The 15,050-nt window shown below is 35.9% G+C and carries 14 protein-coding genes; 6 read left to right on the top strand and 8 right to left on the bottom strand.

What is annotated here, in order from left to right:
• The 4 genes from EL17_RS03520 to EL17_RS03505 form a co-directional block, all read right to left on the bottom strand.
• Positions 1-378 carry a sensory rhodopsin transducer gene (locus EL17_RS03520; protein WP_205623529.1) on the bottom strand — a complete coding sequence of 126 codons (378 nt, stop codon included), beginning with the start codon at positions 376-378 and terminating at the stop codon, positions 1-3.
• Between the two features lie 97 nt (positions 379-475).
• Positions 476-1,345, bottom strand: coding sequence for an SDR family oxidoreductase (locus EL17_RS03515; RefSeq protein WP_035070141.1), 870 nt, complete (start codon positions 1,343-1,345; stop codon positions 476-478).
• A gap of 15 nt (positions 1,346-1,360) precedes the next feature.
• On the bottom strand, positions 1,361-1,915 hold the full coding sequence (locus tag EL17_RS03510; RefSeq protein WP_035070138.1) for a hypothetical protein: 555 nt from the start codon (positions 1,913-1,915) through the stop codon (positions 1,361-1,363).
• A 259-nt stretch (positions 1,916-2,174) separates the two neighbouring features.
• The gene (locus tag EL17_RS03505; RefSeq protein ID WP_164674941.1) at positions 2,175-2,723 is read right to left on the bottom strand and encodes a DUF892 family protein; all 549 of its coding nucleotides are present in this window, start codon (positions 2,721-2,723) and stop codon (positions 2,175-2,177) included.
• A 503-nt stretch (positions 2,724-3,226) separates the two neighbouring features.
• On the opposite strand from EL17_RS03505, the gene EL17_RS03500 reads away from it, so the two are divergent.
• From EL17_RS03500 to EL17_RS03490, 3 genes are all read left to right on the top strand, one after another.
• The gene (locus tag EL17_RS03500; protein ID WP_035070131.1) at positions 3,227-4,759 is read left to right on the top strand and encodes an FAD-dependent oxidoreductase; all 1,533 of its coding nucleotides are present in this window, start codon (positions 3,227-3,229) and stop codon (positions 4,757-4,759) included.
• Between the two features lie 201 nt (positions 4,760-4,960).
• Positions 4,961-7,156, top strand: coding sequence for a bifunctional alpha,alpha-trehalose-phosphate synthase (UDP-forming)/trehalose-phosphatase (locus tag EL17_RS03495; RefSeq protein WP_035070128.1), 2,196 nt, complete (start codon positions 4,961-4,963; stop codon positions 7,154-7,156).
• Positions 7,157-7,356: 200 nt separating this feature from the next.
• On the top strand, positions 7,357-8,991 hold the full coding sequence (locus EL17_RS03490; RefSeq protein ID WP_084166105.1) for a sensor histidine kinase: 1,635 nt from the start codon (positions 7,357-7,359) through the stop codon (positions 8,989-8,991).
• Positions 8,992-9,037: 46 nt separating this feature from the next.
• Here the strand turns inward: EL17_RS03490 and EL17_RS03485 are convergent, their stop codons facing one another.
• The 3 genes from EL17_RS03485 to EL17_RS03480 form a co-directional block, all read right to left on the bottom strand.
• Entirely contained in the window at positions 9,038-9,553 is a 516-nt protein-coding gene (locus EL17_RS03485; protein WP_051719792.1) for a CinA family protein, read from the bottom strand.
• A gap of 6 nt (positions 9,554-9,559) precedes the next feature.
• The gene (locus tag EL17_RS23415; RefSeq protein ID WP_164674940.1) at positions 9,560-9,730 is read right to left on the bottom strand and encodes a hypothetical protein; all 171 of its coding nucleotides are present in this window, start codon (positions 9,728-9,730) and stop codon (positions 9,560-9,562) included.
• Between the two features lie 82 nt (positions 9,731-9,812).
• Positions 9,813-10,346 carry a DUF421 domain-containing protein gene (locus EL17_RS03480; protein WP_035070121.1) on the bottom strand — a complete coding sequence of 178 codons (534 nt, stop codon included), beginning with the start codon at positions 10,344-10,346 and terminating at the stop codon, positions 9,813-9,815.
• 231 nt (positions 10,347-10,577) lie between these two features.
• Here EL17_RS03480 and EL17_RS03475 point away from each other — a divergent pair, with 231 nt between their 5' ends.
• The 3 genes from EL17_RS03475 (at position 10,578) to EL17_RS03465 (ending at position 13,854) form a co-directional block, all read left to right on the top strand.
• Positions 10,578-11,978, top strand: a complete 1,401-nt coding sequence (locus tag EL17_RS03475; protein ID WP_205623528.1) for an APC family permease — start codon at positions 10,578-10,580, stop codon at positions 11,976-11,978.
• A 50-nt stretch (positions 11,979-12,028) separates the two neighbouring features.
• Positions 12,029-12,589: a class I SAM-dependent methyltransferase gene (locus EL17_RS03470; protein ID WP_035070119.1), complete on the top strand. Its 561-nt coding sequence runs from the start codon at positions 12,029-12,031 to the stop codon at positions 12,587-12,589.
• Positions 12,590-12,828: 239 nt separating this feature from the next.
• Positions 12,829-13,854 carry a LacI family DNA-binding transcriptional regulator gene (locus EL17_RS03465; protein ID WP_035070117.1) on the top strand — a complete coding sequence of 342 codons (1,026 nt, stop codon included), beginning with the start codon at positions 12,829-12,831 and terminating at the stop codon, positions 13,852-13,854.
• A gap of 271 nt (positions 13,855-14,125) precedes the next feature.
• On the opposite strand, the gene EL17_RS03460 is transcribed toward EL17_RS03465, so the two are convergent.
• Entirely contained in the window at positions 14,126-15,022 is an 897-nt protein-coding gene (locus EL17_RS03460; protein ID WP_035070115.1) for a bestrophin family protein, read from the bottom strand.
• Positions 15,023-15,050 lie beyond the last annotated feature (28 nt).

The following is a 15,050-nucleotide window of genomic DNA, read 5'->3' as shown; positions in this document are numbered from 1 at the left end:
TTATGAATATGCAATTGTAGTAAAGATGGCATTTTCAGCCTGCCGGGAATCCAAACGTGTATACTGAATTACCACAGGGATATCAGATACGATCTTGCTGGCATAATCGGTATCTCTTGGGACTTCTTCTGGGTCCTTAAATTCGTTAAACCGGAAATGCTTTGTCCTTTGAGGCGGCACGGACATTTTATAAGGGCCTACAGGATCTTTATCTTCAAAGTAAATGGTGACTTCAAGATTTGCGGTCTGGTCAGATGTGTTTAATACACATAGCGTATCATGGCTTTCAAAGTCTGGTTTAGGGCCTGTGCTTCCAGAGGGTATATATCCTTCTGCTATGGCCCATACTTTTTTTCCGATAATATTTCCATTCTCCATGATTATAAAAGTTTAAATTAAAAATTGGTTTATTAGTAATGATGAATAACTTCTTTTAAGACCATTATGTTATCTCATAGTAGGTCTAACGGTTTTATTAAGGTAGATCATCTAGGTTTAAATTGTCCAGATAATCTTTAAAACTATGGTTGCCATGTAGTCCGCCGGTCATGTCCCTAGTAGTCACATAGCGGTAATAGTCCATATTATGATAAAGACTGGGTTTAATTGGCCATATTAGGGATATTGATGCTTTTGCAAAATTCGGTGAAAGGTGAACTATTCTTCCCCCTGTTTTTTCTTTGATCATCTTGGCCATTTCCAATCTTGTGTGGATCTGCGGACCGCCGATTTCTATTATTTTTTGCCCACCAGTCAATCTGCTAGTGATGGCCAGAGCAAGATCGGCCTGATGGATTGAATTAGTATTAAAATTACCCCTGCCTATAACAGGTATTATACCTCTTTTACCAAGTATGATCAGGTCATTTAAACCTGAAAAAAAACCGGTGGGTCTAAATATGGTGAAATCTTTAAATTTACCTTCTATATATCTCTCTACATCATAATGTACTTTAGCTAATTTTAACCGATTTGTTTCTCCACATCCCATTATGGATGTGAAAATAACCCGTGATACACCACTCTTTTCAGCTTCTCTCAGAATATTAAGATTACCTTGATAATCTATCGTATCATATGTGCCCGGATCGGATTTAAATAAACTGACACTTTTGCCTACAGTCGATATGAGGATAGTAATACCGTCACATATACCCAGTAACTGTTCATGATTTCGAGCATCTGCGATGACAATATCCTGGGTGTAGGGAAGTAATTTATCTATTTCTGCTATACTGTTTATCATTGCCCTGATAGGATGTCCCATAGCATGTAAGGCCTTGGACACTTCCAGCCCTAATGAGCCGCTGGCACCTGTCACTAAAATTTTTTCTGTCGTTCCCAATTATTCTGATGGTGTTTATTTAGCGTAAATTTTATTAATACGGGGCTGTAATATCCAAATGCCTATAGGGAAAAATAAAGTCATGACAAATTCACCATAGAAATCCGAAGAGTTTACTTCGGCATTTCGCTCTGCTCGAACCAAGGTTTTGGCAATAAAACTCAGGGCTGTCAATAAGGTCGCTAAGGCAAGAAAAACTACAACACCAAATATTACATATGTAAAATTATTTTCGATCATGAGCTGTTCCCAATCATCCCAAATAAAAAAAACGAAAATCGATAAAAAAAATAAAGAAAAAGCCGAGGTCCATACAGCTAGGCCAAAATATCCAGACTTGGTGTTAAGTTTTCCTTTAATTTTTTTATTTAATAAATACCCCACAGAATAAATCCAAAAATAGAATGTTAGAAAAGGTATAATAAGCAAAAACCTTAACACAGCCCGGAAAGTGAATTCTTCGCCCTTTCCTGCTATAATGATTATAGTATCTAATAATTCTATAAGTATAGGAATACCTACTATAAAAAGAAATATCTGCCAATGTTTAGCTTTTAGGAAAATTTCCATAGTGTAACTGGTTTAAGTTAAAATATTTCGTTCATACGGTACAGCTGTATAACTTATCTGGGAATGGTCTGTTATCATTATTTTCATTTCCAGTTTTATAGCCTCTGAATATATAGTATTTGTAGTCCGGGGATTTAAGGCAGGTAGATCAATATGGCATATAAATAATTTAAATTAAGGAGGCTTTAAGCTTGATGATTGAGATATAGAATTTTTTGAATGTAGAAGGCATTTCTAAATTTCTACTATGATAGGGTACCTAATAGTGGCTGCCAAGTCCAGGAAATTTATTTATTACCTCCTTGATGATACAGCTAGATAAATGATCGCACATCTTTTTTTCCTCCTGAAGATTGATAAAAAACAGTCCTGTAATGTCTTCTAATTGCATTCTGTAGGACAAAGAATGAAGTTGGGTATATTGTGAGATGTTTAAATAATTAAATTGGGCCATGAGTGTAGCCAATTTCAGATCTTTAATTAATGATGGTTCATTAGATAAAGTTGCCTCTTTACCATCTTCGGTCATACCCTTAAGGGTATTAGAATAACTGGCGGCAATAGGTACATCTGCCAATACAAAAATATTTTCTAACCGCTCTACATTACTGATGGTATGCTGTGAGTATTTTACAAGAATTTTAATAAATTCTTGTCCGAATGCTTGTTTTTGGAATCGGCCTAGTAACTCTAACAGTTCTTTTTCGGTGCCAAAAACTCCCTTAAGCTCTTCTAAGAAATAATTGATAAAATCCGGATTATCCTGATCACTTAATTTTTTGGGGGATGGATGGTCTTCAAATATCATAGATATATCATTTTTAATAAGTTTATTTAAATACCAAAAAGATACCATTGATTTCTTTATATCTTTATTTTGGTAAAAATAAGTTACTTCCCGGATTACTTTTGATGGTTTGGGGTAGAGATAGGTTTGCTCCTTAACTTTCTGATAGGAATTAAGTAGGTATAAACTGATAAAAAAATATATTATAAGCTCCTCTCAAATATATTTTTTGGTATTAGGTGAAAAGATTTTTTTTTTGATATAAAAAAGTGTTACGTAATGAGGTAAGAGAGATACAGTCTGTTGTTGTTTTTTGATATTATAATTCTCTTTAGTGTTAAATAGGGTATTTAAGGTATATCCAAACGCCATTTTTTAAAAGAAATGGATAAAAACGTGAATAGGTACAAAGTTTGGCTGATAAGTTTCAAAATTATAACCCTAAATGTAGGACAATTTTAGCCTTAGGTCTTAAAAGTCCCAGGTAAAAGCAAATATAATTACCATTTAAAAATTAGATCATTATGATTAAAGAGCGCAATTCACTTTGGACATCAAAAAAAAATCAAACAGGTTATCCATCCATTTCCAGTAATCTGGATGCTGATGTTTGCGTCGTAGGAGGAGGAATCACAGGATTGACCACAGCCATATTACTTCAAAAGAATGGTCATAAGGTCATTTTGGTAGAAAGAAACCAAGTGGGGTCAGGAACTACAGGCTATACTACAGGGCATGTCACTTCTGCTATAGATTTTTATTATCACAAACTGATCAAAAAAGAAGGGTTAGAAAAAGCTACCGAAGTAGCCATGGCCACAATAAAAGCCAGAAAGCTTATAGAAAATCTTATCCAAATGCATGATATACAGGCCGCTAATTATGAAGTATTGCCTGCTACTTATTTCGCGGACCGTGTCGAGCAAATTGAAACTTTGGAAAAGGAAAAAGAGGCGATGCTTCAAGTAGGCATTCCTATCAAGGAGCTTCCGGATCTTTCATTGAAAGGTTCACTTTCCAGTTTCAGTATATCTGGACAGGGTATGATAGATGGCATGGGGTATGTACAGGGGCTGGCTGAAGCATTTCAAGCTGCAGGTGGAAAGGTATTTGAAAATTCACCGGTGAAAGATTATGAATACATTAAGAATAAATGGAATGTCAGAATAGGTGATTTTTTTGTAATAGCAGATCATATGGTACATGCCACTCATACACCTATGAATATAAATCCGGTTCAAATGGAGATGATCCCCTATAATTCCTATGCAATGGTGGTAAAACCAAAGGCAGAAATTAAAGAAAGTCTTTATTATGATTTTGACAGTCCATACCATTATATACGTCCCTGTCAGGTAGGTGGTGAAAGGTGCTATCTGATAGGAGGCTCTGATTCCAAAACAGGTAAGAAAAACGATCAGAAAAAGCAACTTGAAAAGCTGGAAGAATATATTCATTTTAAATTTGGAATAGATAAGATACATTATGCATGGTCTGATATGTTTTTTGAACCGGCAAGTCATCTTCCATATATAGGAAAAAATCCTTTAGGCGTAAATTCTTATATCGCCACCGGGTTTTCAGGGGATGGATTAACATTTGGTACTATCTCAGCCATGGTGATTTCCAGTTTAATTTCCGATGGTCACCATCATTTACAGCATATATTTAATCCTGCCAGAGTTGAGTTCAATGCTATTCCGTTCATATTGAAGGAAAATTTCAACGCTTTGGAGCACCTGGTAGGAGACCGGATATCCTTGGATAATGAGCAGCTACATGAGTTGACATCTGGAAAAGGCATAATCATCAAGATTAATGATCAGACAGTAGGGGTGAGCATGGACCATAACCACAAAATTCATTCTGTGACTCCCGTATGCCCACACATGAAATGTATAGTACAGTGGAATGATTCTGATCAGACATGGGACTGTGGCTGCCATGGGAGTAGGTTTGACTGTGACGGAAAGGCGATAGCCGGGCCATCCCTGTCAGATTTACCTCCAGTAAAATTAGATTTGGTATACAGGCCTGAAAATCAGCATGAATTGTAAGAAATAAAAAGCCTGACGTCGTTCAGGCTTTTTTTTGTTTATTCAGACATTAGAAACAGAGATAATTATGATTTTATTATATAAATAATTATATTAAATTAAAAATAAATCTGTAAATTCATATTTATTAAAATAGGAATTAAACCTGGTTGTCTTTTTATTAATTTACAGTATTTAAAATTGGGATCGTCAGAATTTACCATGGGAAAAACGATATTTGTTTCACACCGGCTGCCTATAAATGGCAATTATCATGAGGGTAAATTTCATTTTACAGCAAGTTCAGGTGAAGTGGCATCGGGGCTGTACCCACTCTTCGAAAAGCAAGGCGACTTATGGATAGCTTGGCCAGGTGCGGAAATCAAAGAATCAGAGATTAGGGCATCCCTTATTCTCGAATTAAGTGCAAAAAAAATGCATCCTGTATTTCTTACCCAAGAGGAAATAGACCGTTATCATGGTGGTTTTTGTAATGAGACACTTTGGCCTACCTTTCATTCTTTTACTCAATATATAAATTATAATGAAAACAACTGGGACGCTTATGTAGCGGTAAACCGTAAATTCTGCGATGCCATCTTAAAAAAAGCCAAACCGGAAGATACAGTTTGGATCCATGATTATCAATTGCTCTTGCTTCCGGAAATGTTAAGAAAGAGAATGCCTGATCTTACAATAGGTTTTTTCCAGCATACGCCATTTCCATCATATGAAATATTCAGAATGTTGCCCTGGAGACAGGAAGTTTTGCGAGGAATGTGTGGTGCCGATCTGATAGGTTTTCATATCTATGATGATATGAGGCATTTTCTCAGTTCTATAGGTAGAATATTAGGACATACAGATGAAGCAGGATTTATTCATACTGACAGCAGACTGATTAATGTGGATTCATTTCCTATGGGGATAGACTATGAGAAACTTCAAAAAGCTGCCAAATGCGATGAAACAGAAAATCTACTGAGGACTTTTAGAGAAGACCATCACAAGCAAACATTCATCCTAAGCTGTGACAGATTGGATTATACTAAAGGGATACCTGAAAGGATAAAGGCATTTGAATTATTTTTGGATACCTACCCAGCTTATGTTGAAAAGATATCTCTTTTACTGTTAGTGGCGCCTTCTAGGACTACGGTGAAAAAATATAGGGCGCTTAAAGAAGAAATAGATACTTTGGTAGGCCGTATCAATAGCAAATACTCAACTTTAGACTGGGTGCCAATCCACTATTTCTATAGAAAATTTAGTTTTGAAGAAAATGTTGCTTTTTATAGATTGGCGGATATAGCATTGGTAAGTACCCTTAGGGAAGGCATGAATTTTATCAGTAAAGAATATATAGCCAGCCGGACCAAAGAAGATGGTGTATTGATTCTTTCTGAAATGACAGGAGCCAGTAAAGAATTACAGGAAGCTATTATTATAAACCCAAACGACAAAAAATCAGTATGCCGGGCTATTTTTGAAGCTTTGAACATGCCTTTGGAGGAAAAACAAAAAAGAATGAGGCGCATGCAATATACAGTGCAAAAATATTCTATTTACCAATGGGCAAGAATCTATATCAATAGGCTTAAACATGTCAAAACGTTGCAACAAAGCCTTCATTCCAGAGAACTTATAGGTAAAGATCTAGAGACTATCCAAACTAGATTTGAAGAAGCTGAGCATCCTATTGTGTTTTTGGATTATGATGGAGCATTGGTAGGGTATACCAGCCAGCCAGATGAAGCTTTTCCTGATCCTAAATTATTAGAAATATTAGATAGCCTTTGTGAAAAGGCCAATATCGTCATTATCAGCGGTAGGGATAAGATGACTATGGATAAATGGCTGGAAGGCTATAAATTAAATATGATCGCCGAACATGGTGTTTTTGTAAAGAAAAATCATGGGATGGATAATAATTGGGCTACCCAACTGGATATCAGTAATGACTGGAAATCCAGTTTTAGAATCCAGATGGATGACTATGTAGAAAGGACACCAGGAGCGTTTATTGAAGAAAAAGAACATTCTATTGTTTGGCATTACAGGAAAGTGGAAAGTGGGTTAGGTAACTTGCGGAAGAGAGAGCTGTTCAGCCACCTCAAATATATGGCCCGGGGGCTTAAATTAGAAGTTTTGGAAGGAAATAGGGCATTGGAGATAAAAAGGCCTGAGGCTAGTAAAAGCAAGGCTATAATAGAGTATTTGGAAAATGAAAGCGCTGATTTTGTATTGGTAATTGGGGACAATTGGACAGATGAGGATACTTTCCGGGATCTTTCGGATAATGCTATAACCATCAGGGTAGGTTATGATTTTACACGGGCCCAGTACAATTTAAAGTCACATTTAGAAGTCAGAAAACTTTTGGAGACTCTCTGTAACGTGAATAATAAAATATATTAATCACGGAATTCCACAGGTTGTATATTAATGTCACTGTTATGTTTTGTTTGCTGTTTAAGCGGTATTTTTCTAGGTTTTTACCTAATTGTAAAATTGTTTTTCAAATTAGGTAAAATGTTAGTCATATTGGTTTATTCTGTTTTTTAATATAATTATTCCTTGGTTGTTGTTTTGGCATGGGTTTTATAATTCTAGGGTAGATGAGAATTGAGAACAATATAATGTTTAATTACATAGCAGGAACAGACAAAAGTTTAAAGGATAATTATTATACTTTTTTTAAGCAAGCCGAAAAAGAGTTTCACAAAAATTTTAAATCGCGCATTTACGATCAATGTATTTTACTGAACCAAAGCCACACTTCCTTACTGGATACAGACAGGCTGTATTCTCATCTGCTTCATGATGAAGACAGGATCCTTCCCAGGATCGGTATTTGGAACTATGACCCCATGTCTGAGAGGCTAGGTTGGTCTGACGAAGTCAATACCATATTAAGCCTACCAGAAGGTACCATACCATCATGGTCCATTTTAAAAAATATGCTTCACCCAGGAGATAGAAAATGGGTAATGGAACTTCTAGAATGTAAGGCCCCACTGGATAAAGGTATAAATATATCTTTCCGGATATTAAATGAAACCGGAGATGTAAAATATCTCTATGCTCAGGGAGAAATGGTCTATAATGAAGATAGAATTGCTCTGGGACTGATCGGCATACTGCATGACCTTACAGAAAAAAAACGGATAGAAGCTGAAAATGCGAGGCTGCTCCATGTGATCAAACACAGTCGGGATGAAATTTATTTGTTTAATTCCAAAACATTTAAATTTGAATTTCTAAACATAGGTGCTTTGACTAATATGGGTTATACGATGGATGAAATGCTGAACATGACTCCAATAGATATTAAACCCGAATTTACAAAAGAAGATTACTTAAAATTGGTTCACCCTCTTTTGAATGGGAAACAGGAAAGATTGGTGTTTGAAACTGTTCATCGCAGAAAAGATAAATCAACGTATCCAGTTGAAATACATCTTCAGAGGATAGAGCAGGACCTAGGAGATGTAATGATGGCTATCGTATTGGATATAAGTGACAGAAAAAAAGCAGAAAAAGCAATCCAGGAAAGTCAGGATCTTTTGGAATATCAAAATACGCAGCTGGTAGATTTCTGTAATATAGTCTCACATAACCTTCGGTCCCCTCTGGCTAATATGTCTATGCTGGTGGATGCTATAGAGGAAAGTGAAAATGAAGGAGATAGGCAGCTTTTTATATCAAAGCTTAAACCAGTCATCAATAATTTACATGAAACATTTGATGAATTGGTAGAATCTTTACAGATAAGGCAGGATCTTGAGATCATCTCGGAAGAAATTCCCTTGGAACCTTTGGTGAAAAAACAACTTGAATGTTTTGAGGGACAAGTTACGACTTTAAATGCAGCTATAGAGCTGGATTTTTCCAGCGCGCCCATTATCAAATATCCTCCAAAATACATTTCCAGTATCCTCCATAATCTAATCAGCAATGCACTTAAATATAAATCTTCCGATAGAACACCTGCCATAAAAATCAAGTCAGTGAGAAAAAATAAGTCAATTATACTTTCAGTAGAAGACAATGGTATGGGCATCGATCTGAAAAAATATAAAAACAAAATCTTTAAAATCAGGAAGGTTTTTCATGATAATCCTGATGCCAAAGGCTTCGGTTTATTTCTAACCAAAACGCAAGTAGATGTTATGGGTGGGGAAATCTGGGTAGAAAGTAAACCATCAAAAGGCAGTATATTTTATATTGAAATGGTAAACCAATTTGAATAGCTAAACTGACATTTATACATTAGCAAAAGGGATGAAATGTGTGACTTCATCCCTTTTCTTTTAAAAAAGCGGCAAATTTTTTAATGACTATTTTCGCATAATCTTCTCTTTTTTCTTCAGGCGTTTCTTTTTTGCTTTCGATTTTTTCACAAAATATAAGTTTCCCATTTCTATAGGCAGCTCCATAAGCGAAAAGTTCATATATATTTTTTTCTGGAAAGGGTGAAGCAAATCCAGTCAGCCCCATCCCTATATTTGTTTTATACAACTTACAAATATTTTTGGCCAGGTTTTCTGCTATTTCACTGGATACGCCTTGGCAGGGTTGGGTTATTTCTTTGGAAATACCTAATAGTGATTCCTTTTGGTCCAAACTGTATACTGTCATGCCACCTTCGTAAAAGAGTCCTGCCTCTTCTTCTGAACTGAACAGTAACTGTAATGCACCAGAAGACACGCTTTCTGCTACAGATAGTGTTTCATTATTCTTCTTACAATATTCCTTGATTGTATCCAGTGCATTCTTGATGTCGTGATTATCAGCTATGGTTTTTTTCTCCATATAACTTTATTTATTCGGTTTTTTGGGCTGTTGGGGTGTGTCAAGATCCCTGGAACTGGAGTCATCCTGCTGGGCTTCATCTTCTAGTGGATCAGTGATTTTTTCCGGCTTTTTTTTCAGCTTATCATCACTGTCTTCGTCCTGATAAATCCCTCTGTATTTTCCTTCATCTTTCATGAGATATGTGATTTATATATAGTGAATAATTGGTATCTATGGCGCCTTGATCATACATATTTTATGCTAGAATGATAAACTTTCAGCTCTGATGTTTGTCAAAATTTTTTACAAGCTTTAGCGTTCCGGCCTCTTCATGATCTATATGCGGAACTATGGTGATTTCTCCTGTAGTTTCCAGTATCATAGCATCTATTTCGATCAAAGCGCTGTAGCCTTGTTCCCTGGCTTTAGCTAATACTTCTTCTGAAGTTATCCTTTCTCTTCTCAAAGCTCTATCTAGCATTTCCCCTTTGTACAAAATCAATGATGGGGTACTTGTAATGATGCTTTTAACGAAATTTATCCGTACAGACAGCCATGTAATAAAAAACTGAAGCGATATCAGAAGGCCTAATGCCAAAGCTCCATCCGCTAAAGGTATTTCCTTGTTTAATGATACTGCTGCTAAAGTGGATCCTAAAGCTACTGTTACGGTAAAATCAAATGCATTCATTTTAGATAATGTTCTTTTTCCTGATAACCTTAACATCAGTATCAATGAAAAATAAGCTAATACCGTGATGATAAAGGTTCTAAGCAGACTTTCCCAAGTATCAAAAAACATATAATCCATTATAATTGAGGTTTAAAGTGATCATTACGTCCAATCATGTAAAATTTCATTTATTAACTACATGAGAGAATCCTAATGGTTTATTAGATAACTTCCTTAATATTTATATGTTTATTTTAAGTTGTTTTATCCCATATTTTATCAGTATATTATCAGGTTGATATTAATCAAACAATTTTTTATAACCAAAAATCATAGGATAAGTTAATACATAAGGTTATTGTAGAACACATGGATAAAACAGAAAAGCTAGGTCATATGCATTCAGGTACCTACCCAAAAGGTCATGATGACGAGAGGCCAAAGCGACCTGAAAAAGTTCTTTCCACCATAGATGTTATTGCATTAATAGTAGGTATAGTAATAGGAGCAGGCATTTTTAGAGTGCCTTCTTTAGTTGCGGCTAATACAGCAAATGGGGTGATGTTTATGTCCACATGGGTATTGGGAGGATTGATATCTTTGGTCGGTGCTATGTGTTATGCAGAACTTACGACTACCTATCCAAATACAGGGGGTGATTATCATTTTCTTCGCAAAGCATATGGCAATCATATAGCTTTTTTGTTTGCCTGGTCGCGAATGAGTGTGGTCCAGTCTGGATCCATAGCTTTATTGGCTTACATATTTGGGGATTATGCTTCCCAACTTTTAAACTTAGGTCAATTTTCATCTATAATTTATGCCAGTTTTGCAATTATAAGCTTAACTGCCATAAATATTTTAGGAGTGAAAATGGGGTCTGGAGTTCAGAAGTTTTTGACAGCCATTGAAGTAGTAGGAATAATAGTAATTATTGTATCAGGTTTGATTTTTTCTTCCGAGCCCGTCGAATTATTTGCCATGTCGGGAGAAGAAAATGTGACAGGAAATGCTTTTGGACTGGCGATGGTGTTTGTGCTCCTTACCTTTGGGGGCTGGAATGAAGCCGCTTATATATCTGCTGAACTACAGGCGGGCAGTAAGAAAATGGTAAAGGCATTTATATTGGGAATATTTGTCATTACATCCATTTATTTTCTGATCAATCTTTCATTTTTAAAAGTTTTGGGTCTACAGCGAATGGCCGAATCCAATGCGGTAGCGAGCGATCTTATGATGGACACTTTTGGGAATATGGGGGTATGGTTCATCGTGATCCTAGTGGCAGTTGCGGCTTTAACTTCGGCTAATGCGACTATTTTTACAGGAGCCCGATCAAATTATGCATTGGGTAGAGATTTTCCACTTTTTGCTGTATTGGGAAAATGGGACCACCGTAAATCCTCCCCTGTAAACGCCTTTCTCATACAGGGTTTGATTGCATTGGGTTTGGTAAGCCTAGGCCTGCTATCCCGTGATGGGTTTGAAGCTATAGTGGAATATACAGCTCCCGTTTTTTGGTTTTTCTTTTTGCTGGTAGGGGTTTCACTATTTGTGTTGAGAAGTCAAAACCCGGAAAGGCCAATTCCATTTAGAGTTCCTTTGTATCCTATTACTCCGATTATATTTTGCCTTACCAGTGCTTACTTATTATACTCCAGTATTATATATACCGGACTTGGAGCTTTGGTGGGGATTGGTGTTTTGTTCATTGGTGCATTGCTTTTATTATTTCTTTCTAAAAGAAGGTTTGAAAAAAATGCTCATTAATCCAATATTATCATTAGTAAAATAATTTCATAAACTAAAATAAAAAAACAATGGAAAAATTAAACAGATTAGTAATGCTTCTTAGCTTTTTACTCGGATTCACTGCGTATTCTTTTGGGCAATCTGTAGCATTGGATGTTCCTTATGTACCTACCAAAGAGGTGGTGGTAGATGAAATGCTTAAGATGGCAAATGTTTCAGGGGAGGATGTACTGTATGATTTAGGATCCGGAGATGGCAGAATACCTATTACAGCAGCAAAAAAATTTGGTACAAGAGGTGTAGGTGTGGATATAAATCCCCTTAGGATAGAGGAAGCCAATGCCAATGCCAAAAATGCAAATGTTACGGACAAAGTAACCTTTATAGAAGGAAATTTATTTGAAATGGATTTTAGTGAAGCAACTGTCCTCACTCTTTATTTATTGCCCCAGGTAAATATGAAATTGCGTCCCAAAATTTTGAATCTTAAGCCGGGGACCAGGATAGTATCGCATAATTATGATATGGGGGATTGGACGCCGGAACAGGTAAAAAAGATAGAAACTGATAATGGTTATGTCCATACTATATATTACTGGGTAGTCCCGGAAAAAAATGATAAAAATTAAAAAATAATATGGCCTCAGTAAATTCTGAGGCCATAATCATTACCTTTTTTTTGATCTGACTTCATAATTTACCTTATTTAATCGAATAGCCTGAATGTTCTTTGCTACTTCTACTTAATGAATTATTTATTCTTTTCTAGTAATAATATAGACATATGATCAGATTAGATAGGATAAGAGGGTTAAAGTTTATTTTTAGGAACATTTCCTGCAAAAAAAATCATTAATTTGCATTACCTATGGCAAAACAAAAATTATCTATAAAGGATGTAGCTGCTCAGTTAAAAATATCCATTACCACTGTTTCATTTATTTTGAATGGGAAGGCCAAAGAAAATAGGATAAGTGAAAAGCTTACCAAAAAGGTACTTGACCATATAGAAAAGGTAGGTTACCAACCCAGTCAATTGGCCCAGAGTCTCAGAACAGGGAAATCAAAGATTCTGGTATTCATGGTGGAAGATATATCAAATTATTTTTATTCCAGTATCGCCAGGAAACTTGAAGAAAAGGCGTACGCCACAGGGTATAAGATTATCTATTGTAGTACAGAGAATGATATCAAGAAAGCTCAAGAGCTGATCCAGGTTTTTAAGGGCCGCCAGGTAGATGGCTATATTATTACAGCTCCGGATGGATTAGAAGAAGATATTAAAGGATTGATGGAAGAAGGTCTTCCTGTAGTATTATTTGACAGATATTTTCCTAATTTAGATGTCAGCCATGTGGTGATCAATAATAATGAAGCCACTTCTATTGCTATTAGTAAACTCATATTTAACGGATATAAAAACATAGGGTTTGTTACTTTAGAATCCAAGCAAACACAAATGATGGATAGGTATCTGGGGTATGAAAAGGCAATAAAAGACCATGGACTTTCTTTGCATTTACAGACGATTCCCTACAGCGATATAGGTACAGATAGAGTAGCACATACTATTTCTACATTTATAGCAGAGGAGAAACCTACATTAGATGCGTTATTTTTTTCAACTAATTACCTAACTATCAGTGGGCTGTCTGCGCTAAAATCTCATCATAAAATAATCCCTACGGATATTGCTGTTATAGCATTTGATGATAATGATCTTTTTAAATTATATGATCCCCCTATATCAGCTATCTCACAGCCTATAGAGGAAATGGCTAACAAGCTGATGGAAGTTATTTTAACCCAGCTAAAAGGGGAGATGGTTATAGAAAAGATTGAACTGCCCGTACAGTATATCCACCGGGAATCTTCCGGAATACATCGGCCATAGTAGTAATGTAAATGGGCCTAGCTAAAAACTGGTAAAAGGGTGAAAAGATTCGGGGATATTATTTTTTAATATTATAATTGATTGAAAAAAAAAGATCAGTTCGGCACAGATCCTAGTGACCAAACAGATTAGTACTATAGCAAAAACGGTCCGCCGAGTATGGCCGACCTGCATGGAAAATTACCTGTCAGCTCACATGCTTTTTACAAACCGCTCATTTCCTTCCTTTAATTAGATAGCTTGCCTCCGTATAGTAGTTTTATATTCAAAATTACATAATATAAAACTTCTCGGGCGCTATCGGTGGTGGTATATCTTTTTCTCCGATCAGCTGCTTGATATTGATTTCTATCGTTCTCGCTATAGAGGTAACGGAGATATCACTGGGTCTGTTCATGAAAGGGTCCTGTAGATGTGTAGCAGTCTTTTCCAGTAAAAAGAAAACTAATGACAGCGCTACCAGAAGAGGGATTTCATAGTAAATATCTACGTTTCTTAATGCTATGGAAAGTATAATCACAAATATGTATATTGAAAAATGCAAAAACATCTTATAGGTTACAGGGAATATGGTATTATTGATTCTTTCAGCCATTCCCATAGAATCGATCAGTCTACTTAGCGTACTATTGATCTGCATATGAGTAAATCCATCTATTTCGTTGGCTTTCCGGAACTTTTTCATTTCTTCTGCATTTAACTGCATGATGGCGAGTGGTTTATTATTATGTTTTGCTATTTTTTCATAATCTTCCGGACTGAGATATGTCTTCATATTGGCCAGTGGATCAAGCTCTCTTAAGCTCTGTCCTAAACAATAGCACCAGGCAATCTGGCGATAAGCCATGGTACGAATTGTTTTTTCAGTATTTTCTTTTAAAAGAAAAGTTTGCAGCTGTATTACCAAGCTCCTGGAATCATTGACTATAGCGCCCCATATTTTTCGTGCTTCCCACCATCTATCATAAGACTGTGCCATCTTGAACGACAATAGGACAGATATCGCTGTACCAAGAAATGTGGGTATCCCAAGTGGCATTTCTGGTAAATAAGGGTATAATTGTCTTGTCAATCCATGAACTATTATGGCCACGATGATCACGTACATTAAATCATACCGAACTTTCCGTATGAGATAAAAGACAGGTACTTTTTTGGCTAGGAGCATTTTAGATTTTTGGGATTGGATAAAAATT

The sequence above is a fragment of the Anditalea andensis genome (assembly GCF_000714815.1).
Lineage (GTDB): Bacteria > Bacteroidota > Bacteroidia > Cytophagales > Cyclobacteriaceae > Anditalea > Anditalea andensis.
This window is presented reverse-complemented; position numbering and strand designations above follow the sequence as displayed.